Below are 24,272 nucleotides of genomic sequence, written 5' to 3'. Positions count from 1 at the left end.
CCTCCTCCCGCTCCCACTCCCGTTCTCACCGGTACTCCGAGAGCCTGGTGTTGACGCCGACGACCGCGGCGACCGCTCCCAGTGCGGCGAGCACGGCGGCCCCCACCGGAAGCCAGGCCAGCGCCCCGAGACCGTCGTTCGCCGCCGTGGTGAACTGGTCCTGCTCATGGGCGATCGCCCGCGCCAGCGCGTCGTCCACCCGGCCGAACGACTCGCCCGTCGACCCCTCCGCCCCGGTGATCTGCTCCAGCGCGCCGTCGTAGTCGCCGTCGTCGTCGGCCGCGCGGGCGGTCCGGTGGCGTCCCTGCCATTCGGCGACCGCGCCGATCGCGGTCACCACCGGACCGCGCCCCTGGTCGTCGTCGGCGAGCCGTCGGGCCTTCGCCAACTGCGTGCCGAGGTCCTTCATCCCGGTGTTGAAGTCGCTCTCGTACTTGTCGTTCCTGCCGTCCGGGGTGAGCACGGCGCCCCGGGCGACCAGGGTGAGGTTCTCGTTGGCGCGCGCCTTCAGGGAGTCGATGCGCGCGTGGTGGAGCACATCGAGGGACCGCTGCCCGTGCGTGTCGGCACTCCGCAGCTCGGAGCGGGCCACCGTGTGTCCCACGGCCAGCCACAGCAGTGCCACGCTCGCCGCGGCGGTCGCGACGAGCAGCCCACGGTTGAAGACCCGGTTCGTCCGACGGTATTCGCGCCGCTGCGCCCAGAGCAGCGCGCCCACCGCCACGACGCCGAGCCCGAGCGAGAGGAACGGCCAGGCCCCGGCCTCGTCGCCGTCCCGGCCGAGCCGGTCCGTCTCCGCGGCGTACAGCCGCTCGGCGGCCGGCAGCATGACATCGGTCATCTTCTGGTTGGCGTACCGGAGGTAGGCGCCGCCGAGCGGCAGGCCCTGGCGGTTGTTGGCGCGGGCCCGCTCGATCAGGCCCGTGTAGCGGGGGAGTTCCTTGTTGAGCGTGGTGATCTCGCGCCCGGACTCCGTCGACGGATCGGTCCCGGCAGCGGCCCGCACCAGCAGCCGGGACGCCTCCTCGATGTCCTTCTGGTACCGGTCGTGGACCGCGCGCGGCTCCTGGGCGCCGGCCAGGAAACCGCCGGCCGCCGCGGTGTCGGCGTCGGCCAGCGAGCGGTAGATGGCGGCGGCGCTCGCGCTCAGCGGCTGGCTGCGGTGCACCACGTCGTCGGCGGCGTCCGCCCGGTCGCCGGTCTCGAACGCGGTCACGGCCCCGAACGCGACGACGCACAGGGCCAGTACGGCCCCGATGATCCGGAGCCGCCCCGGCTCGGTCGTCGCCGCGGCCCGCAGCCGGCGCGACGCGACGGCCCAGGCACCGGGGTGCGGCCGGCCGGGCTCGGTCACGGGCACGGCCGGGCGCACGGAAGGCCGGGCCCCCGTGTGCTCCGGCGCGGTGCCCGTGCTCGGCAGGTGTGTCACCTGACCTCCCCCTCGGTCGTCGACGGTGGCCCGGCCCCCGATCGGTCGGGGGCTGGTGCCCGGCCAGAAGTATGGCCGCGCGGAACGGTCTCCACACCGGGAACACGGATCCCGCGTCGATCCGCCGTTGGATCAACCCGCATTCGATCAAGGCACGCGCCGCCGATCAAGCCGGACGGCGCCCGGAGCCCGGAATCGGGCCCGGACGCTCCCGCGCGACCGGATTCCGGCGCGGACCCCGCAACACACTCCCCACCGGATTCCGGGACGAACCTCGAAGCGGTCGGTGGACCGAAGCCCGGCAGCGGACGGTGAGCGGCCCGCGGGCGGCACCCGGAACGGACGCGGAAGCGGACCGGCTTCCCTTCATGAACACGTCCCGGACCGCACATCGGTTCCCTCACACGGAAGGTGCCCCGCGGCACGGAACACCGCGGGGCACCTTTGGGGCGGGCCGGGGAAGGCCGGGGCCGCCCCCGGGGGGAGGGGACGCCCCAGCGACGGCCACGGCCGGTCAGCGGCGGTACAGCGCGCGCAGCCTCTCGTGCACCTCAGCCGGCGCCCCCGTCCGGTCCAGGCCCAGCAACGCGGCCCCCAGCACCGGGGGCTCCGTCACCACCCGGACGACCGCCTTCGGGGCCCGTACCGCCAGGAGCTTCGCGATCCGCTCGTCCAGCCGGGGGTGACGGGCCGCCAGCACGCTCCCGCCCAGCACCACCGGAGCCTCCTCGGCCACCAGACCGAGCCGCCCCAGCGCCACCGACGCCATCACGACGACCTCGTCCGCCAGCCGATCCACCAGCGCGCCCGCCACCGGGTCCCCGGAAGCGGCCGTCGCGAAGAGCACCGGCGTCAGCTCGTGCCGTCGCTCGGACTCGATCCGGCCCAGGTGCAGCGCCTCGATCAGCGCGTACATCGAGTCGAGCCCGAAGTGCCCGGGCAGCGTACGGGCCAGTTCGGTCGGTTCGCCGCGCCCGTCCTCGGCCCGCGCGGCGAACCACATCGCCTCCTCGGCCAGCCCCGAACCGCCGCCCCAGTCACCCGAGATGCGGCCTATCGCGGGGAAACGCGCGGTCCGCCCGTCCGGCAGCATGCCCACGCAGTTGATCCCCGCGCCGCAGACGACCGCCACGCCCCGGGGCTCGTCCACCCCCGCGCGCAGGATCGCGAAGGTGTCGTTGCGCACCTCGACCGACTCGCCCCAGCCGCGGGCGCGCAGCGCCGCCGCCAACTGCTCCTCCTCCACCGGGAGGTCGGCGTTGGCGAGACAGGCCGACACGTGCGCGACGCCGCCGGACGGAACCCCGGACAGCTCCAGGGCCCGGCCGATGATCGTGCCGAGCGCGTCGACGGCCGACTCCACGCCCACCACCGGTGGCTGGAAACCGCCGCCGCGCGCGGCCGACAGAATCGTTCCGTCGGAGCCGATCACGGCCACGTCGGTCTTGCTGTTCCCGGCGTCGATCGCCAGGACCGAAGCGTTCATGCCCACGCCAGGTGCTCCCGGTTGTGCGCGATCAGCTTGTCGGTGAGCGCCTCGGCGTACTCGAACTGGCCGATCAGGGGGTGCGCGAGCAGCGCCTTGAACACCGCGTTCCTTCCGCCCGCCCGCCCGGTGGCCCGCCCGCCGAGCAGCGCGGCCTCCAGGGCCAGGTGCTCGTACGCGGTCACGTCGGCGATCAGACCCGCGTACAGCGGGTCCAGCTCAGGTACGGGGAGCGGGGTCGCGCCCGAGCCGTCGACCCGGGCCTGCACCTCGATCACCGCGTCGTCCGGCAGGAACGGCAGTGTGCCGTTGTTGTACGTGTTGACCACCTGGACGGGGGCGCCGCCGGAACCGAGCAGCGAGGACGCCAGGTCCACGGCCGCCTCCGAGTAGAAGGCGCCACCGCGTTTGGCGAGCAGTGCGGGCTTCTCGTCCAGTGCGGGATCGCCGTACATGGTCAGGAGTTCCTTCTCCATCGCGGCGACCTCGGCCGCTCGGGAGGGCTTGGTGCGAAGCTCCCGCACGACCTCGTCGTGCGCGTAGAAGTAGCGCAGGTAGTAGGAGGGGACGACGCCGAGCCGGTCCATGATCGCCCGGGGCATGCGCAGATCGCCCGCGATCGCGTCGCCGTGCTCGGCGAGGAGCCTCGGCAGGATGTCCTCGCCGTCCGGGCCGCCGAGCCGGACCCCGAGCTCCCAGGTCAGGTGGTTGAGCCCGACGTGCTCGAGGTGCACCTCGGCGGGCGCGACGTCGAGCAGCCGGGCGAACTTCCGCTGGAAGCCGATCGCCACGTTGCACAGGCCCACGGCCTTGTGCCCGGCCTGGAGCAGCGCCCGGGTGACGATGCCGACCGGGTTGGTGAAGTCGATGATCCAGGCGTCCGGGTTGGTGCGGCGGACCCGCTCCGCGATGTCCAGGACGACCGGGACGGTGCGCAGCGCCTTGGCGAGGCCGCCCGCACCCGTGGTCTCCTGGCCGACGCAGCCGCACTCCAGCGGCCAGGTCTCGTCCTGGTTGCGGGCGGCCTGGCCGCCGACGCGCAACTGGAGCAGGACCGCGTCGGCGCCGTCGACGCCCGCGTCGAGGTCCGAGGTGGTGACGATCCGGCCCGGGTGCCCCTGCTTGGCGAAGATCCGCCCGGCGAGGCCACCGACGAGTTCCAGCCGGTCGGCCGCCGGGTCGACGAGCACCAGCTCCTCGATGGGCAGGGTGTCCCGCAGCCGGGCGAATCCGTCGATCAGTTCGGGGGTGTAGGTGGAACCGCCACCCACTACAGCGAGCTTCATGGTCAGCCCTTCACTCCGGTCAGTGTGACGCCCTCGACAAACGCCTTCTGGGCGAAGAAGAAGACGAGGATCACGGGGGCCATGACCAGTACGGTCGCGGCCATGGTCAGGTTCCAGTCGGTGTGGTGCGCGCCCTTGAAGGATTCCAGTCCGTAACTGAGCGTCCAGGCGGCCGGGTTCTCGGAGGCGTAGATCTGCGGGCCGAAGTAGTCGTTCCAGGCGTAGAAGAACTGGAACAGCGCGACGGCCGCGATGCCCGGTTTGGCCATCGGCAGGACGACCTTCAGCAGCGTGCGCAGTTCGCCGCAGCCGTCGACCTTCGCCGCGTCCAGGTACTCGTCCGGGATGGTCAGCAGGAACTGCCGCAGCAGGAAGATGGAGAACGCGTCGCCGAAGGCCATCGGGATGATCAGCGGCCAGAGCGTGCCGGACAGGTCCATCTGCTTCGCCCAGAACAGGTACATCGGGATGACGACGACCTGCGGTGGCAGCATCATCATCGAGATGACGAGCATCAGCGACAGCCGCCGTCCGCGGAAGCGGAACTTGGCGAGCGCGTACGCCACGGGCACCGAGGACACGACGGTCAGGACCGTGCCGAGCCCCGCGTACAGCAGGGTGTTCTTCCACCAGGTCAGGAAGCCCGGGGTGTCGAACACCTTCTTGTAGTTGCCCCATTCGAAGGGGTGCGGCCACAGATCGCGGGTCAGCGCCTGCTGGTCGCTCATCAGCGAGGTGAGCAGCAGGAAGACGAACGGCAGCACGAAGAAGAGCGCCGCGGCGACCCCGAGCGCGTGCACGGCGATCCAGTTCAGCAGCGCCTTGCGGCGTGCGGTGCGTACGGCCGGGGTGGCGGGGGCCGGAGCGGGGGCCGTGGCCGCCGTCTCGGGGGTGTCGAGTGCCTGCGCCATATCACTCACCTGCCTGGATCAGTCCGCCGCGGCGCCGCATCAGCAGTGCGGTGAACGCCATCGCGAGCACGAGGAGAACGAGCGCGACCACGCAGGCGGAGCCGTAGTCGAAGCGCTGGAAGCCGAGGTTGTAGACGAGCTGGGGCAGCGTCAGTGTCGATTTGTCGGGATAGCCGGGTTCGAACTGCTGCCCGGAGCCGCCCATCACGCCGGAGGCGATCTTCCCCGCCACGAGCGGCTGGGTGTAGTACTGCATCGTCTGGATGACCCCGGTGACCACGGCGAACATCACGATCGGCGAGATGTTCGGCAGGGTGATGAAGCGGAACCGCTGGAGGGCGCTCGCCCCGTCCAGCTCCGCCGCCTCGTACTGCTCCTTCGGCACGTCCAGCAGCGCGGCCATGAAGATCACCATCAGGTCGCCCACCCCCCACACCGCGAGCGCGGTGAGCGCGGGCTTGGACCAGGCGGCGTCGGTGAACCAGCCGGGCGTGGGCAGCCCCAGCGCGTCCAGGACCGAATTGGCCGGCCCCGTACCGGGGTTGAGCAGGAAGACGAAGGCGAGCGTCGCCGCGACCGGCGGCGCCAGGTACGGCAGGTAGAACAGGGTGCGGAACACGCCGGTCCCGGTCTTGATCCGGGTGATCAGCAGCCCGATGCCGAGGCCGAACACGACCCGGCAGGTCACCATCACCACGACCAGCCACAGGGTGTTGCGCAGCGCCGGCCAGAACAGCGGGTAGTCAAAGAAGACGAACGCCCAGTTCTTCAGCCCGCTGAACTCGGGGGCGGTGAAACCGTCGTAGGAGGTGAAGGAGAAGTAGAGCGTGGAGATGAGCGGGTAGGCGAAGAAGAAGCAGAACCCGATCAGCCACGGAGACAGGAAGGCGGCGGTCAGCAGCGCCGATCTGCGGTGCTTCCGGCCCAGGGTGTACGTGCCCGTGCGCTTGCTCACCGCGGCGCTACTTCGCCTGTGCGATCGCCGCGTCGATCTCGGCGGCGGTCTTCTCCAGACCCGCCTTGACGTCCTTCTGCTTGCCCTTCTCGATGTCGAATCCGAGGTTCTGCAGGGACACCAGGTATGCGCCGCCGTTCACGGAGGGCGGGGTGGTGGTGCTCCGCGGGTCGGCGGCGATGTCCAGGAACGTCTTGAACCGCGGGTCGTACTTCAGCTTCGGCGACTTGAGGGCGTCCAGCGTGGAGGGAACGTTGTGGATGGCGTTGGCGAAGTTCACGACCGCGTCGGTGTCGGTCGTCATGAACTTGACCAGTTCCCAGGCGGCGTTCTGCTTCTTCGAGGTGGCCGCGATCCCCGCGATGGTGCCGGTCAGATAGCCCTTGCCGTAGGTGTCGGCCTGGTCGTCGGCGACGGGCATCGGGGCCACACCGATCTCGAAGCCCGGCTTGCTCTCCTCGGCCATCCCCAGCCGCCACTCGCCGTCCAGCTGCATGACCACCTGGCCGGTGTGGAACGGGTGCTTGGCCCCCCACTCGTCACCGAACGAGGTGCGGTACTTCTCCAGCTTCTCGTACCCGCCGAGTCCGTCGACCAGCTTCTTCTGGGTGGTGAGCATGGCGGCGAACGCCGGGTCCTTGGCGATGTTCGACTTGCCGTCGGCGTCGAAGTACTCCGGGTCCCAGCCGCCGAGGTAGTGATCGGTCGTCGACTCGTAGCCGTGGTAGTTCGGCATGAACCCGAGCTGCTCGTACGAGTCGCCCTTGGTCTTCGTCAACTTCTTCGCGACGGTGGCGAGTTCGGACCAGGTCCTCGGCGGCGCCGTGATCCCGGCGGCCTCGAACGCGTCCTTGTTGTAGTAGAGGCCGTACGCGTCGCCGAGCAGCGGAACGGTGCAGCGCACGCCGTCGAACTGCGTGTACTCGTTCATCGCCTTCGGGAACGTCTTCTCCGGGTCGATGCCGTCCCGCTTCAGAAGGGCGTTCAGATCGACGAACGCCTTCGAGGAGCAGAACTTCCCGACGTTGTTCGTGGTGAACGACGACACGACGTCCGGAGCCTTCGAACCGCCCGCCCGCAGCGCCTGGTTGATCTTGTCGTCGGTCATGTTGCCGACGACGTCCACCCGGATGTTGGGGTGCTTCTCACGGAAGGCGGCGACCGTGTCCTGGATCGCCTTGACCTCGCTCGGGGCGCTCCAGCCGTGCCAGAAGGTGATGGTCGTTTCCTTGGACGCGTCGTCCGTGGCACCGGAGTTGTTCTGGCCGGTGCAGGCGGAGGCGAACAGCGTGAGCGCGGCGGTCGCGGCGAGTGCGGCGGCCGTCTTCCGGCGGTTTCCGGACATGGCGGTGACTCCCGGTGTACGAGATGCGGAGTTGGGTGACGTACGGGTGGGGGAGGAACGGGTGCGGTGTGCGGGGCGTGTGCGGCACGGGCCGCGGGGGGTACGGATTCAGCGCGAGGTGTCGAAGACCTCGTCGCGGGTGGTGGCGAGGGCGCTTTCCAGCGCGCCGCGCAGGACGGGGCGATGCGTCACGGCACCGGCGATCAACCGGGGCCGGGAGGCGGCCAGTTCGGCGAGCTCGGACTCCACCCGGCCGCGCAGGGGTTCCCCGCCGGCCGCGATCACGTCGCCGGACAGCACGACGAGCTCCGGGTCCAGCACGGCGATCATGGAGGTGAGTCCGGTGGCGAGCGCGGTGGCGAACCGGTCGAGGAGCCCGGCGTACGGGCCGTCCTCGCCCGACTCCACGGCCTCGGCGGCCCGGGCCATCAGCCGGGACGCCACTTCGTGATGGGTGCCGGGGCCGCGGACGGCCTCGTCGTCGATGCCGAGCTCCCGGGCCAGCCGGGACAGCACCTGCGCGCCCGCCAACGCCTGGAACCCGCCCGAGTTCGCCTTGGTGACCTGCCGCACCAGCGGGGTGCCCGGCACGGGCAGGAAACCGACCTCTCCGGCACCGCCGGTGAAGCCGCGGTGCAGCCGTCCGTTGATCACGATGGCGGCGCCGAGCCCCTCCTCGTTCCACAGCAGGACGAAGTCCTCGTGTCCCCGCGCCGCGCCGAGCCGTTGTTCGGCCATCGCGACCAGGTTCACGTCGTTCTCGTACTCGACCGGCATCGGCAGGAACGCGGCGAGCTCGTCCAGCAGGGTGGGGGAGTGCCAGCCGGGCAGGTGCGAGGCGTACCGCAGCCGCCCGGTGCCGGGGTCGAAGGCGCCGGGGGTGCCGATGACGACGCGGTGGATCCCGGAGCGGGTGAGCCCGGCGTCCTTGACCGCCCCGTCCAGCGCGTCCGTCACCTGACGCACCACGCAGTCGGCGCGTCGCCCCGGGGTGCGCAGCTCGAACTCACCGACCGTCTCGCCGGTCACATCGGCTACGGCGGCGAGGATGCGCCGGGCGTTCACGTCCAGCCCCGCGACATGCGCGGCCCGCGCGTTCACCGCGTACAGCTGGGCGCTGGGCCCCGGCCGGCCCGCCACGGTGCCGGTGGCGACGACCAGCCCGGCCGCCTCCAGCCGCGCCAGCAGCTGGGAGGCGGTGGGCTTGGAGAGCCCCGTCAGCTTGCCGATCCTCGTACGGGACAGGGGGCCGTGCTCCAGCAGCAGATCGAGAGCGGCCCGGTCGTTCATGGCCCGCAGAACGCGGGGGGTACCCGGTGTGGTTCCGGCCATGGCCGCTCCACCTGCCCTCTGTTCGGAAAGGTTGTTGGAAAAGTTGTTAGGAAAGTTTCCTATTGGGTGACAGGACCGTATGGCGCCATGGCCGGATCGTCAATGGTCAGCATCGCCGCGGCAATCAAAGCGTTACGTGGCGGCCTCCCTTCGGCCGTCTTCCGGCCGCATCCGGCCGGCCCCGGTCCTTCCCGGCCGGCCCCGGCCGTCTCCGGTCATCCCCGGCCGCTCGTCCCTGGCCGTCCGCCGTCCCTTGCCGGGGCGGGGAACACGGGGCGCGGATACGGCGGAAGGGGCACCCGCGAACCGACTCGACGGATTCGCGGGTGCCCCTTCCACGGGCCCGGGTTCGGAAATCCCGGCTACTTCGACAGGTTCGACGGCGGGGTGATCGGGTTGCTGGCCAGGGTCTGCGGCGAGGTCGTCGACGAGAACGCCGACGGGGCGGCCACACCGGCGGCCGGGTCGGGGGCCGGTTCCTCTTCCTCCTGGGGCGGAGCGCCGCCGATGATCCGGATGCCCGCCACGACGAGGGCCTGCTTGATCCGCCAGCGCAGCTCGCGTTCCACGCTCACCGCCTTGCCCGGCATGGTCTTCGCCGCCACCTGGACCGTCATGGAGTCCAGCAGCACGTCGTTCAGGCCCAGCACCTCCACGGGGCCCCACAGTCGCTCGTTCCACGGGTCCTCCTTGGCCATCGAAGCGGCGGCGTCGTCGATCACCGCGCGGACCCGGTCGAGGTCTTCCGAGGGGTGCAGCACCACCTCGACCGCGGCCGTCGACCAGCCCTGGCTGAGGTTGCCGATCCGCTTCACCTCGCCGTTGCGGACGTACCAGATCTCGCCGCAGTCACCGCGCAGCTTGGTGACCCGCAGGCCGACCTCGATGACCTCGCCGCTGGCGACGCCCGCGTCGATGGTGTCGCCGACGCCGTACTGGTCCTCAAGGATCATGAAGACGCCGGACAGGAAGTCCGTGACCAGGTTGCGCGCACCGAAACCGATCGCCACACCGGCCACACCGGCGGAGGCCAGCAGTGGGGCCAGATTGATCTGGAACGCGCCCAGGATCATCAGGCAGGCCGTACCGAGGATCAGGAACGACGCCACCGAACGCAGCACCGAACCGATCGCCTCGGAGCGCTGGCGGCGGCGTTCCGCGTTGACCAGCAGCCCGCCCAGGGCGGTGCCCTCCACCGCCTGGGCACCGCGGTTCATCCGATCTATGAGCTTGGTGAGAGCGCGCCGGATGATGGTCCGCAGCACGATCGCGACCGCCGCGATGAGCACGATCCGCAGACCGGTGTTCAGCCAGGTGGACCAGTTCTCCTCCACCCAGCTTGCGGCGTTGCCGGCCTGCTCGGCCGCCTCGTCGAGAGAGCTGCCGGGCCCGGGTGACGGGACTGCGGTCAGCAGGGCGGGCAGGGACACGACGAAACCTCCGGATGGGGTGCGACAGACCCACCACACTAACGGGGCAGCCGAGGCGCACCACCGCCCGTGAGCGAGCGGACGGAGGCGTCACGGGGGCGCTGGGGCGCACATGTGGCCGATCACACATTCGGGCGGCCACCGCCACAGCGACGGGCCAAAGGAGCCCGTTCCGGCGGGCGATGACGGTCGGGGGCGGCCATGGCGGAGAAGAATCCTTCCGGCCCGTTACCTGCACGTGGTGGCGCTTCGACCGGGCGTAAGGAGAAACTTGGAACGGATCGTCCCGGCGCGAGCCACGCGCCGCCGGCGTACAAGGAGGCGTCCACCGTGCCGCATGTCCTAGTTCTCAACGCGTCGTACGAGCCGCTCGGCGTCGTACCGCTTCGCCGCGCTCTCGTCCTCGTGCTCGAAAACAAGGCCATCTGTCTCGAGGAATCCGGCGCCTTCATGCACAGTGCCACCCGGGTCGTGCCGGCCCCCAGCGTCGTCCGTCTGAAACGGTTCGTACGGGTCCCTTACCGGGGGCCCGTACCCCTGACCCGCCGGGCCCTGTTCGCCCGTGACGGAGGCCGCTGCATGTACTGCGGCGCCGCCGCGACCAGCGTCGACCACGTCATCCCGCGCAGCCGTGGCGGGCAGCACTCCTGGGACAACGTGGTCGCGGCCTGCCGCCGCTGCAACCACGTCAAGGCCGACCGGCACCTGCCGGAGCTCGGCTGGCGGCTGCGGCGGCAGCCCGCCCCGCCCACGGGCCTCGCCTGGCGCATCATCGGGACCGGGCATCGCGATCCGCGCTGGTTGCCGTACTTGCAACCCTTCGGCGCTGACGACGCGATGGCCCGGATCGACGGCGCGTCGATGGCCCGGATCGACGGCGTATCAGCCTAGTGCCGCATCAGGCAACGTTCGCCCCGTCGCGACGTCCGGCACGCCCTCTCGCCGCACCGGCCGAAAACCCGAGTACGTCCAGTACGAGGGTTTCCGGCCGGCACACCGAGAGCACGCACCGGACGCGCTCCTTGACGGGCAAACGTCTCCTGCCGCGGCACTAGCTAGAGGCTGTGCCGTAATCCGGGCCTTTGTCGTTCCCCGGGCCCTACGGACGCCGGGGGTCTTGCGATGCCCGGGCTCTCGGACGCCCGGTTTTGGGACGCCCGGGTTTTCGGACGCCCGCGAAGGGCCCGCCGGGGGCCCCGCCGGTCCGCTGCGTCCGGGGCCCGGCGTCAGTCCGCTTCGGCGACCGCGTACGCCTCCACCGACCAGAGGGAGTAGCCGAACTCGGTGCCCCGGGCATCCCCCTGGACCCGGATGAAGCGGGTTTCCTTCGCGTCCATCCGGACCGCCTCGCGTCCGCCCCGCCCGTCCCGCACGGTCGCCGCCGTGCGCCAGTTCCGGCCGTCCGCCGAGACCTGGATCCGGTAGCGGGAGGCATAGGCGTCCTGCCAGTGCAGCACCACCTGGCCGAGCCGGGCCGGCTGCGGCAGCTCCGCCTGCCACCAGGCACCGTCCTCGACCGGGGAGGACCAGCGGGTCTCCGGGTCGCCGTCGGAGGCGGCCGACGCAGGGAAGTCCGGGGTCTCGTCACCGGAGGAGGACGCGGCGGCGGCGCGCAGCAGGTCGGGGCCCCCGGTGCGGGGGTACGCCCGGACGGTCAGCGTGCTGCGCTCCTCGCCGAAGCCGATCGGCACCTCGTACTCCCCGGCCGGGGTGCCCGCCGGGACGGTGATCTCGACGGGGACGTCGGTACGGGAACCGCGCGGCACCCTCGTCTGCTTCGGCACGCTCACCTCGATGCCCTCGGGAGCCCGAGCGGTGAGCCTGCCCCGCACCTCGGCGGGGCGCTGGGCGGCCAGCCGGGCCCGGACCCGCTGCGGTCCACCACCGATCTCGGCGTCCGTCTCGTCGCGCGCGAGAGCGAGCCGGGCGGCCGGCTCGTCGCCGAACCACGGCACGAGCGCTTCTACCCGCACAGCCGCCGCGTCCCCGGAGTCCCGGTTTCCGGAGTCCTGGCTTCCGGAGTCCGCGTCGAGGAAGTCCGCGTCCTTCGAGGCCCCGGGCACGCCGCTTGGGGCGATGCCGTCCGGGACGAGCGGCGGCAGCGCGCCCGTGATGACCGGGGGAGCGGCCGGACCGGCGACGGGCCAGCTGAGCCGGACCGCGTCCGCGCGCAACCCCCGGGCCGCCGTCTGGGTCCAGCCCGTCTCCGACACCGGCCCCAGCGCGCGCCAGCCCTCGCCGGGCACGTGCGCCTCCAGCCTCGCACCGGACGCCGTACCGCTCCCGGGCACGGTCATCGCCGTCACGGTCTCCACCGGACGGGGCCGGTTCAGCCGCACCGTGTAGCTGCCCGGCGACCGCGTCACCGAGCCCGCCTTCCGGTCCGCGCCGGTCCAGGCGTCGGCCTCGCGGCGCACCCGGTCCAGGAACGGGCCCAGCACCCCCTCGCCGACCGTCGCGTCGCTCTTCTTCGCCGCCCGGTGCAGGGGCTCCAGCGCCAGGGACGCCCGCCACGCGGCGGCGCCGTCGCCGCGCGACTGGGCCCGCAGCAGGTCGACGGCCAGTTCCCCGGCCCGGCCGTACCGGGACAACTGCTCGCTCCACGGCCGCACCTCCTCGTCGAGCCGCCCGCCGGCCGCACCCTTCAGCCGCTGCGGCGCCTGGCGCATCACGGTGAACGCGTCCCGCAGCGCGCGGGCCGCACGGTCCCGTGCCGCGGCGTCCTCCGACGTCCGCGACTGCCAGAACGCGTCCAGCAGCGGCCGCAGGTACGCCGACTCGTCGCCGCCCAGGACGGACGCCGCGTTGTTCCCGGCCAGCGCGCGCAGCGCCTCCCCGGTCCCGGCGTCGCCGCCCGCGAGGTCGTCGATCGCCGCCTGCCAGGACTCCTGCGGCCGGTAGGCCCTGGGGTTCCACGCGAAGTCCGCGGTGGTGAACAGCGGGATGCGGGACGCGGTCGGCTGCTCCATGGCGTTCGCCAGCAGCGCCGCGGAACCGGCCGCCACCGCCGGATCCCGGCCGGTGTACGGGCCGAGGAAGATCCGGTCCTGCGCGTAGTCGTTCACCGGGTAGTTGTCCATCGTGACCAGCGGATGCCGGAACGCGGCGCGCGCCCCGGCCAGTTCCCCGCCGGTGATGGTCCTGGGCACGACCCCGACACCGGTCCAGGCGACCTGCACCCGGTCGTCCAACTCCTTCGCGAGCGCCGTGCGGTATGCGGTCGCCCCGTCCTGGTAGTACTCCGTCGGCATCAGCGACAACGGCTCCGACCCCGGATGCCGGTCCGCGAGATGCCGGGCCACCGCGCTCGCCAGCCGCGCCTGCGCCCGGGCCGCCGCCTCGGGGCCGCTGCCGAACGTGTCGATGTCCCGGTCGCAGTGCCACTCGCTGTAGCTGACGTCCTGGAACTGCAACTGGAACACCCGCACGCCCAGCGCCCACATCGCGTCGAGCTTCCTCGTCAGCGCCCGCACGTCGTCGTCCGACGCCATGCACATGGCCTGGCCGGGGGCGACGGCCCAGCCGAGCGTCACATGCTCGGCGCGGGCCCGCTCGGCCAGTGCCCGGAAGTCGGCCCGCCGCTCGGCGGGATACGGATCGCGCCACCGGGCCTGCCGGTACGGGTCGTCGCCCGCCGCGTACAGGTACCGGTTCTGCTTCGTGCGCCCCATGAAGCCGATCTGCGCCAGCCGTTCGGCGAGGGACCACGGCTCCCCGTAGAAGCCCTCGGTCATCCCGCGTACGGCGGTGCCCGGCCAGTCCCGGACCGTGACCGCGGCGACACCACCGTTCCGGATGAGCTGACGCAGCGTCTGTACACCGTGGAACAGACCGTCCTCGCCGACGCCGTCCACGGCGACGGTGTCCCGGCCCGCGACCCGGCCGACCGCGAGCCGGTAGCCGCCGGAGGGCAGATCGCCACGGTCGGGGGCGCGCAGCGTGCGCAGCGCGTCGCGGGCGCCGTCCCCGCCGAGCCGGACGACGGGGCCGCGGCCCGGCAGCGCCTCGTGGAGCGTGCCCACGCCCGCGCTGCGCAGCAGTTCCCGGAGCGCGTCGACGGCGTACGGATCGGCGTCCGCACCGGCCGCGAGCGTGACCTCGGCGGTGAGCGGGACGGCCTGGCCGGCCGTCTCGATGGACTGGGGGCGCGGCCACACGGCAGGCGGTGCGCCGTCCTGTGCGCGGTCCGGGCTGGTGACGGACGGGGAGCCGGGCGCCGAGGGGGCGGCGACCGCGGCCGGGGTTCCCGTGGAGAGCAGCCCGCCGAGTACGGCGACCGCGACGGCCGTCGCCCGCTTTCCGCACCTGAGCCGCATCGCTCGTCTCCCTCGCTCCCCCCGGCTCCCGCCGGTGACGCTTCCTTCGCCTCTGCCCGTGGCGCTGCCCTCGTTCCACCGGTGGCGCCGTCGCGGCCCCGACCGGTGCTTGCCCCTGCCCCCGTCGGCGGCGTCCGCGCCGCTCCCGTCGGGACTTCCGAGCCCACCACCCGCGCGCGAGGGTGTCAATGCGCGTGGCGGTTGTGCCGTAAATGCCCGATTGAATGGGGGTGGTGAGAGACGGTCGGCTGTCGGCGTATGACGCCAAAGATGACGCCGAATGGCCGAAATCGGCGGATGACTTGCGGAGAACCGCCCCTGGCGGAAAGGAATGTGACTCGGAGCACGTTCAACTCGTTGCGATAACGCCTGCGTCTGCGGCCGGGCCCGCTGGGTAGGCGTGCTGTGCCCTGTTCCGCCACGGCCAGGAGGCCACCATGCCCGCTGCCGCGCAGCTTCTGCTCTCCGCCCTCTCCCCGCAGGCCCCCGGCCCCGACCCGCTGCCCGACCCGCCGTCGCCCGGTGCGCTGCCCGCCCCCGGTCCCGGACCGCTGACGAGCGAGCCGCCGCTCGCCGACGCGATACCCCTGACCAGCGAGCCCCCGCTCGCCGAGGCGACCCCGTTGACCAGCGAACCCCCGCTCGCCGCCCAAGCCCCGCTGACCAGCGAGCCGGCCACCGCCGGCCGCCCGTGGGGCATGGAGTCCCCAGGAGTCTGAATGGGCCTGTCCCGGCTCGCCGCACTGCACGGCGTCGCCACCTCCTATTCCCCGTCCGCCGGTGTCACGGTGTCCGTCCCCGACGACACGCTGCTCGCCGTGCTCGCCGCGCTCGGCGTGGACGCCGCCACCCCCGAAGCGGTACGGGAGTCGCTCGCCGCCGCCGAGTCCGCCGCCCGGTCCGCGCTCCTCCCGCCGACGCTGGTGGTGTGGGCCGGGGAACCGCCCCCCGGTCCACTGACCGCCCTGCCGCCCGGCACCACGCTCGACGTCGTCCTCGAAGACGCCGGTGCGCCCCCGCCGCCCATGCGGATCACGGCCGGCCGTGGCTTTGACGGAGGGGCCGACCCGGGCGGGGGCGGAGGCGCCGGTACGGGGACCGGTCCGGGCGCGGTCACGGGAGGACGCGCCGCAGCCGCGGCGGACGGGCCGCCGGCCCCCGCCTGGTGGGTCGAACCGCCGCTCGGCGTGCACCGGCTGTCCGCGCGCGTGCCGGGCGGCCGGACCGCGTCCGCCACGCTCGTCGTCGCCCCGCCCCGGGCCCCGGGCCCGACCGCCCGCTGCCACGGCTTCCTGGTACAGCTCTACTCCCTGCGCTCCGCCCGCTCCTGGGGCATGGGCGACCTCGGCGACCTCGCCGACCTGGCCGCCTGGTCCGGGCGCGCGCTCGGCACCGGATTCGTCCAGGTCAACCCGCTCCATGCCGCCGTGCCCGGCGACCCCACCGACCCCTCCCCGTACCGCCCCTCGTCCCGGCGCTTCCCCGATCCCGTCCACCTGCGCGTGGAGTCGGTCCCCGAGTACGGCCACGTACCGGACCGGGTCGCCCTCGACGACCTGCGGCAGGGCGCCGCCGCGCTCGGCGACACCGTGGTGGACAAGGGCGCCCTGATCGACCGGGACGCCGTCTGGGCACTCAAGCGCCGGGCCCTCGAACTCGTCCGGGACGTCCCCCTCACCCCGGGCCGCCGCGCCGCCTACTGCGACTTCCTGGCCCACCAGGGAAAGGCCCTGGAGGACCACGCCCTGTGGTGCGCCCTGGCCGAGGTGCACGGCCCCGACTGGCGCACCTGGCCGTCCGCCCTGCGCGACCCCCGCTCCGAGGAGACCGCCCGGGCCCGTCGCGAACTCCTGGACCGGGTCGACTTCCACTGCCGGATGGCCTGGCTGACCGATGAGCAGCTCGCCGCCGCCCAGCGCGCCGCCCTGGACGCCGGGATGACCGTCGGCATCGTCCACGACCTCGCCGTCGGCGTGCACCCCGGCGGCTCCGACGCCTGGGCCCTGCGGGACGCCTTCGCGCACGGCATGTCCATCGGCGCGCCCCCGGACGCCTTCAACGCCCGGGGCCAGGACTGGGGGCTGCCCCCGTGGCGCCCCGACGCCCTCGCCGCGGCCGGCTACGCCCCGTACCGCGCACTGCTGCGCGGCCTCCTCGCCCACGCGGGAGCCCTGCGCATCGACCACGTCATGGGCCTGTTCCGGCTCTGGTGGGTGCCCGAGGGACGTCCGCCGACCGAGGGCACGTACGTCGGCCAGGACGCCGAGGCGCTGCTCGCGGTCCTCGTGCTGGAGGCGCACCGCGCCGGGGCCGTCATCGTGGGGGAGGACCTCGGCACCGTCGAACCGCGGGTGCGCGAGACCCTGGCCCGCCGCGGGGTGCTCGGCACCTCCGTGCTCTGGTTCGAGCGGGACTGGGACGGCACCGGACGCCCGCTCGCCCCCGAGCGGTGGCGGGAGAGCTGCCTGGCCACCGCCACCACGCACGACCTGCCGCCCACCGCCGCCCGGCTGACCGGCGACCACGTGGCGCTGCGCCACGACCTCGGCCTGCTCACCCGCGGCCTCGCGGAGGAGCGGGCCGCGGAGGCCCACGACACCGCCGAGTGGCTCGGCCACCTCACCCGGCTCGGCCTGCTCCCGGAGGGCGAGGGCGACGAGGAGGGCGCCGTCCGCGCCGTCCACCGCTTCCTGCTGCGCACCCCCGCCCGCATGGTCGGCGTCTGGCTCCCCGACGCGCTCGGCGATCGCCGCCCGCAGAACGTTCCGGGCACCTGGAACCAGTACCCCAACTGGCGGCTGCCGCTCGCCGACGCGGAGGGCGAACCGGTCACCCTGGAGGAACTGGCCGCCGCGCCCCGCCTGCACCGGCTGATGGAAGTCTTTCGCCCCCGCGAGGACCACCGGGTGAGATGACCGCCGACGACCACGGGGCGAAAGGGCGGCGACGCATACCGGCTGCCGCCCCGAATCCGCCCCGAACGCGGTCCGTACACGCTCCGCGCGCGGTTCGCCGTGTGATCCACAGACGATGCCGAGGCCCGTACGGCACCCCGGACGCGCGCCCGTCGTAGGCGTTCGCTACGTTTGCACCGTGGACAAGAAGAACGCTATGCGCGCCGGCGCCGTCGCGGCCGGAACGACGCTGATGATGCTGCTCATGTCGTCCCCCGCGCTCGCGCTCACCCGCGACGACGGTGACGACCCCGGTCCGGGCCTGAGCGTGATGGAGACGGTCGGCCTGTACGTCGTGGCCCCCATCGCCCTGTACGTGGTCATCGCGGGCCTGGTCATGATCTTCGACAAGTCCAAGAAGGCCTGACGACCCCGGAAGACGGGTACGGGAAGCGGGTCGGTCCGGGAGACGGACCCGGACCCGCCCCCCGCCCCGTCGAGTGCGCCGCCGGTACCTCGTGCCGCGCGGCGCACCGGCACGTCCGGGCGACGGCGGGCCCTGTCGTCGTGGGCGGACGCGTGTCTCCGGAGAGGTCTCGTCCCGGGCGGGCCGCGTCTTCGCGGACGGGGCACCGTCATCGGGCCGGACGGGCCACCGCCCTCGGGTTGCGTAGGTTGCGTCCATGACCGACTGGGACGTCAAGAAGCTCCGCATCCTTCGCACGCTGCGCGACCGCGGCACGGTCACCGCGACCGCGGAGGCGCTGCTGATGACCCCGTCGGCGGTCTCGCAGCAACTGTCCAACCTGACCCGGCAGCTCGGCGTCCCGCTCCTGGAGGCCCAGGGCCGGCGGGTCCGTCTCACCGACGCCGCGCACCTCGTGCTGCGTCACGCCGACGCGGTCTTCGCCCAGTTGGAGCGCGCCGACGCGGAACTGACCGGCTATCTGCGCGGCGAGGCCGGAGAGGTGCGGGTCGCGGCGTTCTCCACGGCGGTGACCGCCCTCGTCGTACCGGCCGTCCAGCGGTTGCGTGCCGAGGACCGGCCCGGACCGGACGTGCGGGTGCGGGAGGCGGAGGCCGCGCAGGCGTACGAACTGCTGGCCGCCGGTGACGCGGACCTCGCGCTGTCCCTCGCCGCCCACGCCCCGGCCGCCCACGACCCCCGGTTCGCCGTGCTGCCGCTGCTCGCGGACCCGCTGGACGTGGCCCTGCCCGCCGATCACCGCCTCGCCGCCGTCCCCGGGCTCCGGCTGGTGGACCTCCGCGACGACCCCTGGATCTTCGGCGGCTCCGGTCCCTGGTCGCGGATCACCACGGCGGCGTGCGAGGCCGCCGGTTTCGTACCCGAACGGGCGCACAGCGCCGCGGGCTGGACGGCGATCCTGGCCATGGTCGAGGCGGGCATGGGGGTCGCGCTGGTCCCGCGCATGGCGTCGGCGGAACGGCACGGCCGACGGGGCGGTGTGGTGCTGCGCGTACTGGAAGCGGACCAGCCGCGCCGGCATGTGGTGGCGGCGGTACGTCAGGGCGCCGAGCGGAGGCCCGCGGTGGCCCGGGTCCTCGCGGCACTCACCGAGAGCGCCGCGTCGTTCGCTCGCCCCACATCCACCCCCGCCGCCGGATCGGCATCGTTCAGTTCCACTGCATAGACAGTGCAGAAACTTTCGATGGACCTGATGGGTCGCCGCTGGCGACAGTGGCCCCATGACCTTCGACCAGAACGAGAACCAGCAGGGGAAGCCGCACGAGAACCAGCACGAGAACGCCGTCGGGGATCCCCATGCCAACGACGCGGCCCCGTACGGCGGCGGCGACCCGTACGCCGACTACCGCACCACCGACCTCCCGTTCACCGATCTCGTCGACCTCGCCGACCGCCGCATCGGCGCGGGCGTGGTCGCCGCCAATGACGAGTTCTTCGCCGAGCGCGAGAACCTCCTCGTCCCGGAGCGCGCGGTCTTCGACCCCGAGCGCTTCGGCCACAAGGGCAAGGTCATGGACGGCTGGGAGACCCGCCGTCGACGCGGAGCGGACGCGGAGCACCCGTTCCCGGCGCCGGAGGAGCACGACTGGGCCCTGATCCGCCTCGGCGCCCCCGGCGTGATCCGTGGCATCGTCGTGGACACGGCCCATTTCCGCGGCAACTACCCCCAGCGCGTCTCGATCCAGGCGACGGCCGTCGAAGGCGCCCCGAGCCCCGAGGAACTCCTCGCGGACGATGTGAAGTGGGAGGAGATCGTCCCGCCGACCCCGGTGCGCGGCCACGCCGCCAACGGCTTCGCGATCACCGACGGCCGCCGTTACACCCACCTGCGCCTGTGCCAGCACCCCGACGGCGGCATCGCCCGCCTCCGCGTCCACGGCGAGGTCCTCCCCGACCCGTCCTGGCTCGCCGCGCTCGGCACCTTCGACCTGCTGTCCGTCCTGAACGGCGGTAGTTACGAGGACGCCTCGGACCGCTTCTACTCCTCACCCACCCAGATCATCCTGCCCGGCACCTCCCGCAAGATGGACGACGGCTGGGAGAACCGCCGCCGCCGGGTCCGCGACACCAACGACTGGGTCCGCTTCCGCCTCCCCGCCCAGGGCGCGGTCCGCGCGATCGAGATCGACACGGCCTACCTCAAGGGCAACGCGGCCGGCTGGATCGCCCTGCACGGCCGCAACGGCGAGACGGGTGAATGGTTCGAGATCATCCCCCGCATCCGCCTCCAGCCCGACACCCCCCACCGCTTCCCGCTGAGCGCCGAGGCGGTCGTCACCCACGTCCGCCTCGACGCCTTCCCCGACGGGGGCGTCGCCCGGATGCGCCTGCACGGCAGCCTCACGGAGACCGGCCTGGCCGACCTGACCCGCCGCTACGAGCAGGCGCGGGCGTAGTCCGCCGCCGGGGCCGCGCGCGTCGCGGGTCCGGGCCGGGAAACAGGAACGGCGGTGCCCCGGGCCGCGCCGATGGCGGTCCGGGGCACCCTCGTTCTTCTGTCCGGGTGTTACGCGGTGGCCGCCGCCGCGTCCGCCGCGCGGGCGTTCAGGGCGCGCTCCACGCCCGAGCGCGACTCGGAGACCAGGCGGTGCAGGGCCGCGTTCGGCTCGGCCGAGGACAGCCAGGCGTCCGTGGCGTCCAGGGTCTCCTGCGAGACCTGGACGGTCGGGTAGAGGCCGACGGCGATCTGCTGGGCCATCTCGTGGCTGCGGGACTCCCAGACTTCCTTGACCGACGCGAAGAACTTCTCCGTGTACGGGGCCAGCAGTTCGCGCTGGTCGGTCTGGACGAAGCCGGTGATGACCGCTTCCTGGACGGCGTTCGGCAGCTGGTCGGACTCGATGACCGAGGCCCACGCCTCCGCCTTCGCCGCCTCCGTCGGGCGGGCCGCGCGGGCGGTCGCCGCGTGGCGCTCGCCCGCCGCCGTCTTGTCGCGCTCGTACTCGCCGGCGATCTCGTCCTCCTCGAACACGCCGGTCGCGGCGAGCCGCTCGACGAACGCCCAGCGCAGCTCCGTGTCGACGGCCAGGCCCTCGATGGTCTCCTTGCCGTCGAGCAGCGACGCCAGCAGGTCGAGCTGCTGCGGGGTGCGAGCCGTCGCCGCGAAGGCGCGGGCCCAGGCGAGCTGGTGGTCGCTGCCCGGCTCCGCCGAGCGCAGGTGCGCGAGCGTCGCCTCGGTCCACCGGGTCAGACCGGCCTCGCGCCACTCCGGCGCCGCGTACAGGTCCACCGCCAGCTTCACCTGGCGGTGCAGCGACTGGACGACGCCGATGTCCGACTCCTTGCCGATGCCGGACAGCACCAGGGAGAGGTAGTCGCGGGTGGCCAGCTCTCCGTCGCGGGTCATGTCCCAGGCGGAGGCCCAGCACAGGGCGCGGGGGAGGGACTCGGTGAAGTCGCCGAGGTGTTCGGTGACGACGCGCAGCGACTCCTCGTCGAGCCGGACCTTCGCGTACGAGAGGTCGTCGTCGTTGAGCAGGATCACGGCGGGGCGGGTGGTGCCGGCCGGGAAGGGCACGGGGGTGCGCTCGCCGTCGACGTCCAACTCGATCCGGTTGGTGCGGACCAGCTTGCCGGAGCCGTCCAGGTCGTAGCAGCCGATCGCGATCCGGTGCGGGCGCAGCGTCGGCTCTCCCTTCGCACCGGCGGGCAGGGCCGGGGCCTCCTGGAGGACCGCGAACGAGGTGACGTGGCCGTTCTCGTCCGTGGTGATCTCCGGGCGCAGGATGTTGATGCCCGCCGTCTCCAGCCACGCCTTCGACCAGGTCTTCAGGTCGCGGCCGGAGGTCTTCTCCAGCGCGCCCAGCAGGTCGGACAGGCGGGTGTTGCCGTAGGCGTGCGTCTTGAAGTACGCCTGGACGCCCTTGAAGAACTCGTCCATGCCGACGTACGCCACCAGTTGCTTGAGCACCGAGGCGCCCTTGGCGTACGTGATCCCGTCGAAGTTGACCAGCACGTCGTCCAGGTCACGGATGTCCGCCATGATCGGGTGCGTGGACGGCAGCTGGTCCTGGCGGTACGCCCAGGTCTTCATGGAGTTGGCGAACGTCGTCCAGGAGTGCGGCCACTGCGAGCCCTCCGCGTACGCCAGGCAGGCGATCGACGTGTACGTGGCGAACGACTCGTTCAGCCACAGGTCGTTCCACCACTCCATGGTGACGAGGTCGCCGAACCACATGTGGGCCAGCTCGTGCAGGATGGTCTCGGCCCGCGTCTCGTACGCCGCGTCCGTCACCTTCGAGCGGAACACGTACTGGTCGCGGATGGTGACCGCGCCCGCGTTCTCCATCGCGCCCGCGTTGAACTCCGGGACGAAGAGCTGGTCGTACTTGGCGAACGGGTAGTCGTAGTCGAACTTCTCCTGGAACCAGTCGAAGCCCTGCCGGGTGACGTCGAAGATCGCGTCCGCGTCGAGGTACTCGGCCAGCGACGGACGGCAGTAGATACCGAGCGGAACGGTCCGGCCGTCCTTCTCGTAGCTGCTGTGCACCGCTTGGTAAGGGCCCGCGATCAGGGCCGTGATGTACGTCGAGATGCGCGGGGTCGGCTCGAAGGACCAGACGTCGTCGCGCGGCTCGGGCGTCGGGGAGTTCGAGACGACCGTCCAGCCGCTCGGGGCCTTCACGTTGAACCGGAACGTCGCCTTCAGGTCGGGCTGCTCGAAGCTCGCGAAGACGCGCCGGGCGTCCGGCACCTCGAACTGGGTGTAGAGGTACGCCTGCTGGTCGACCGGGTCGACGAAGCGGTGCAGGCCCTCGCCGGTGTTGGTGTACGCGCAGTCGGCGACGACCTTCAGCTCGTTGGAGCCCGCGACCAGGTCCGGGAGCGCGATGCGCGAGTCATGGAAGACGGCGTCCGCGTCGAGCGTCCTGCCGTTCAGCTCGACCTCGCGCACGGTCGGTGCGACCAGGTCGATGAAGGTCTCCGCACCGGCCTCGGCGGAGTCGAAGCGCACCGTGGTCACGGATCGGAAGGTGCCGCCCTCCTGCGCTCCGGAGAGGTCGAGATCGATCTCGTACGCGTCCACGGTCAGCAGGCGCGCCCGCTCCTGTGCCTCTTCTCGGGTCAGATTCGTGCCAGGCACGCGGTCATCTCCTTGGGTGTGACGTTTTCCCGTCATCCTTCCACGTCGCTCCCCCGTGCGGAGCGGGGACGAAGCGGGGCGGAGCGCGGACGAACCCGGGCGGACGCGGACGTACGGGAGAGGGCGGCCACCGAACCCCGGTGGCCGCCCTCTCCCGTCCGCGAACGCGTCAGCCGTTCAGCTCCGCCGCCACCAGCTCCGCGATCTGCACCGTGTTCAGCGCCGCGCCCTTGCGCAGGTTGTCATTGGAGACGAAGAGCGCGAGGCCGTTCTCCACGGTCTCGTCGACCCGGATCCGGCCCACGTACGAAGCGTCCTTGCCGGCCGCCTGGAGAGGGGTGGGGATCTCGGAGATCTCGACGCCCGGGGCGTCCTTCAGCAGCTCGTAGGCGCGCTCGACACCGATCGGACGGGTGAAGCGCGCGTTGACCTGGAGCGAGTGGCCGGAGAAGACCGGGACCCGGACGCAGGTGCCGGACACCTTCAGCTCCGGGATCTCCAGGATCTTGCGGGACTCGTTGCGGAGCTTCTGCTCCTCGTCGGTCTCGAAGGAGCCGTCGTCCACGATCGACCCGGCCAGCGGCAGCACGTTGAAGGCGATCGGGCGCCGGTAGACGGCGGGCTCGGGGAAGTCGACGGCCGAGCCGTCGTGGGTGAGCTTGTCGGCGTCGGCGATGACCTTGGACGCCTGGCCGTGCAGCTCGGCGACACCGGCCAGTCCGGAACCGGACACCGCCTGGTACGTGGCGACGGTCAGCGCCTCCAGGCCGGCCTCCTCGTGCAACGGGCGCAGCACGGGCATGGCGGCCATGGTGGTGCAGTTCGGGTTGGCGATGATGCCCTTGGGGCGGTTGGCGATCGCGTGCGGGTTGACCTCGGAGACCACCAGCGGGACCTCGGGGTCCTTGCGCCAGGCGGAGGAGTTGTCGATGACCACGGCCCCCTGCGAGGCGACCTTCTCGGCCAGTGACTTCGAGGTGGCGCCACCGGCCGAGAACAGCACGATGTCCAGTCCGGTGTAGTCGGCGGTCGAGGCGTCCTCGACGGTGATCTCCCGGCCCTCCCACTCGATGGTGGAGCCCGCGGAGCGCGCGGAGGCGAACAGTCGCAACTCGTCGATCGGGAACTTCCGCTCGGCCAGGATCCCGCGCATGACTGTGCCGACCTGACCGGTGGCGCCGACGATTCCGACCTTCACGGGAACTCCTTCGAACGTACGAACTGGCACGGTTGCCGTTCCATGATGCGTATGTCCACGGCTTCCTTGTCCAATCCATTGTCCGGGGTGTGGACAGCGTCCGCCCGCCCGGTGGTGCGC

Annotated in this window: 17 protein-coding genes; 6 read left to right on the top strand and 11 right to left on the bottom strand. The window is 72.4% G+C overall.

Going from position 1 to position 24,272, the window contains the following annotated elements:
- Window positions 1-25: 25 nt before the first annotated feature.
- The 8 genes from ACIHCL_RS03940 to ACIHCL_RS03905 form a co-directional block, all read right to left on the bottom strand.
- Window positions 26-1,429: a hypothetical protein gene (locus tag ACIHCL_RS03940; protein ID WP_399856628.1), complete on the bottom strand. Its 1,404-nt coding sequence runs from the start codon at window positions 1,427-1,429 to the stop codon at window positions 26-28.
- 514 nt (window positions 1,430-1,943) lie between these two features.
- Complete coding sequence (locus ACIHCL_RS03935) at window positions 1,944-2,921, bottom strand: N-acetylglucosamine kinase (protein WP_399856626.1); 978 nt, start codon at window positions 2,919-2,921, stop codon at window positions 1,944-1,946.
- Window positions 2,912-4,201 (bottom strand): 6-phospho-beta-glucosidase, encoded by a 1,290-nt coding sequence (locus ACIHCL_RS03930; protein ID WP_399856624.1) that lies wholly within the window; start codon window positions 4,199-4,201, stop codon window positions 2,912-2,914. Before ACIHCL_RS03930 ends, ACIHCL_RS03935 begins: the two co-directional genes overlap by 10 nt.
- 2 nt (window positions 4,202-4,203) lie before the next feature.
- The gene (locus tag ACIHCL_RS03925; RefSeq protein WP_399856622.1) at window positions 4,204-5,112 is read right to left on the bottom strand and encodes a carbohydrate ABC transporter permease; all 909 of its coding nucleotides are present in this window, start codon (window positions 5,110-5,112) and stop codon (window positions 4,204-4,206) included.
- Between the two features lies 1 nt (window position 5,113).
- Window positions 5,114-5,995: a carbohydrate ABC transporter permease gene (locus ACIHCL_RS03920; protein WP_399857135.1), complete on the bottom strand. Its 882-nt coding sequence runs from the start codon at window positions 5,993-5,995 to the stop codon at window positions 5,114-5,116.
- Window positions 5,996-6,074: 79 nt separating this feature from the next.
- The gene (locus ACIHCL_RS03915) at window positions 6,075-7,412 is read right to left on the bottom strand and encodes an ABC transporter substrate-binding protein (RefSeq protein WP_399856620.1); all 1,338 of its coding nucleotides are present in this window, start codon (window positions 7,410-7,412) and stop codon (window positions 6,075-6,077) included.
- Window positions 7,413-7,520: 108 nt separating this feature from the next.
- The gene (locus tag ACIHCL_RS03910; protein WP_399856618.1) at window positions 7,521-8,744 is read right to left on the bottom strand and encodes an ROK family protein; all 1,224 of its coding nucleotides are present in this window, start codon (window positions 8,742-8,744) and stop codon (window positions 7,521-7,523) included.
- 362 nt (window positions 8,745-9,106) lie between these two features.
- On the bottom strand, window positions 9,107-10,174 hold the full coding sequence (locus ACIHCL_RS03905; RefSeq protein WP_399856616.1) for a mechanosensitive ion channel family protein: 1,068 nt from the start codon (window positions 10,172-10,174) through the stop codon (window positions 9,107-9,109).
- A gap of 330 nt (window positions 10,175-10,504) precedes the next feature.
- Here ACIHCL_RS03905 and ACIHCL_RS03900 point away from each other — a divergent pair, with 330 nt between their 5' ends.
- Window positions 10,505-11,065 carry an HNH endonuclease gene (locus ACIHCL_RS03900; protein WP_399856615.1) on the top strand — a complete coding sequence of 187 codons (561 nt, stop codon included), beginning with the start codon at window positions 10,505-10,507 and terminating at the stop codon, window positions 11,063-11,065.
- Window positions 11,066-11,400: 335 nt separating this feature from the next.
- Here the strand turns inward: ACIHCL_RS03900 and ACIHCL_RS03895 are convergent, their stop codons facing one another.
- The gene (locus ACIHCL_RS03895; protein ID WP_399856613.1) at window positions 11,401-14,490 is read right to left on the bottom strand and encodes a beta-N-acetylglucosaminidase domain-containing protein; all 3,090 of its coding nucleotides are present in this window, start codon (window positions 14,488-14,490) and stop codon (window positions 11,401-11,403) included.
- A 437-nt stretch (window positions 14,491-14,927) separates the two neighbouring features.
- Here ACIHCL_RS03895 and ACIHCL_RS03890 point away from each other — a divergent pair, with 437 nt between their 5' ends.
- From ACIHCL_RS03890 to alc, 5 genes are all read left to right on the top strand, one after another.
- On the top strand, window positions 14,928-15,209 hold the full coding sequence (locus tag ACIHCL_RS03890; RefSeq protein ID WP_399856612.1) for a hypothetical protein: 282 nt from the start codon (window positions 14,928-14,930) through the stop codon (window positions 15,207-15,209).
- Window positions 15,210-17,405: a 4-alpha-glucanotransferase gene (malQ, locus tag ACIHCL_RS03885; protein ID WP_399856610.1), complete on the top strand. Its 2,196-nt coding sequence runs from the start codon at window positions 15,210-15,212 to the stop codon at window positions 17,403-17,405.
- Between the two features lie 178 nt (window positions 17,406-17,583).
- On the top strand, window positions 17,584-17,811 hold the full coding sequence (locus tag ACIHCL_RS03880) for a hypothetical protein (protein ID WP_399856608.1): 228 nt from the start codon (window positions 17,584-17,586) through the stop codon (window positions 17,809-17,811).
- Window positions 17,812-18,067: 256 nt separating this feature from the next.
- Complete coding sequence (locus ACIHCL_RS03875; RefSeq protein WP_399856607.1) at window positions 18,068-19,036, top strand: LysR substrate-binding domain-containing protein; 969 nt, start codon at window positions 18,068-18,070, stop codon at window positions 19,034-19,036.
- Window positions 19,037-19,091: 55 nt separating this feature from the next.
- Window positions 19,092-20,267, top strand: a complete 1,176-nt coding sequence (alc, locus tag ACIHCL_RS03870) for an allantoicase (protein ID WP_399856605.1) — start codon at window positions 19,092-19,094, stop codon at window positions 20,265-20,267.
- A 110-nt stretch (window positions 20,268-20,377) separates the two neighbouring features.
- Here the strand turns inward: alc and pepN are convergent, their stop codons facing one another.
- On the bottom strand, window positions 20,378-22,954 hold the full coding sequence (pepN, locus tag ACIHCL_RS03865) for an aminopeptidase N (protein ID WP_399856603.1): 2,577 nt from the start codon (window positions 22,952-22,954) through the stop codon (window positions 20,378-20,380).
- A 169-nt stretch (window positions 22,955-23,123) separates the two neighbouring features.
- Window positions 23,124-24,152, bottom strand: coding sequence for an aspartate-semialdehyde dehydrogenase (locus ACIHCL_RS03860; protein ID WP_399856601.1), 1,029 nt, complete (start codon window positions 24,150-24,152; stop codon window positions 23,124-23,126).
- Between the last annotated feature and the right edge of the window lie 120 nt (window positions 24,153-24,272).

Source organism: Streptomyces sp. NPDC052042 (genome assembly GCF_044548345.1).
Classification (GTDB): domain Bacteria; phylum Actinomycetota; class Actinomycetes; order Streptomycetales; family Streptomycetaceae; genus Streptomyces.
The sequence above is the reverse complement of the archived record's forward strand: the minus strand, read 5'-3'. Positions and strand labels throughout refer to the sequence as shown.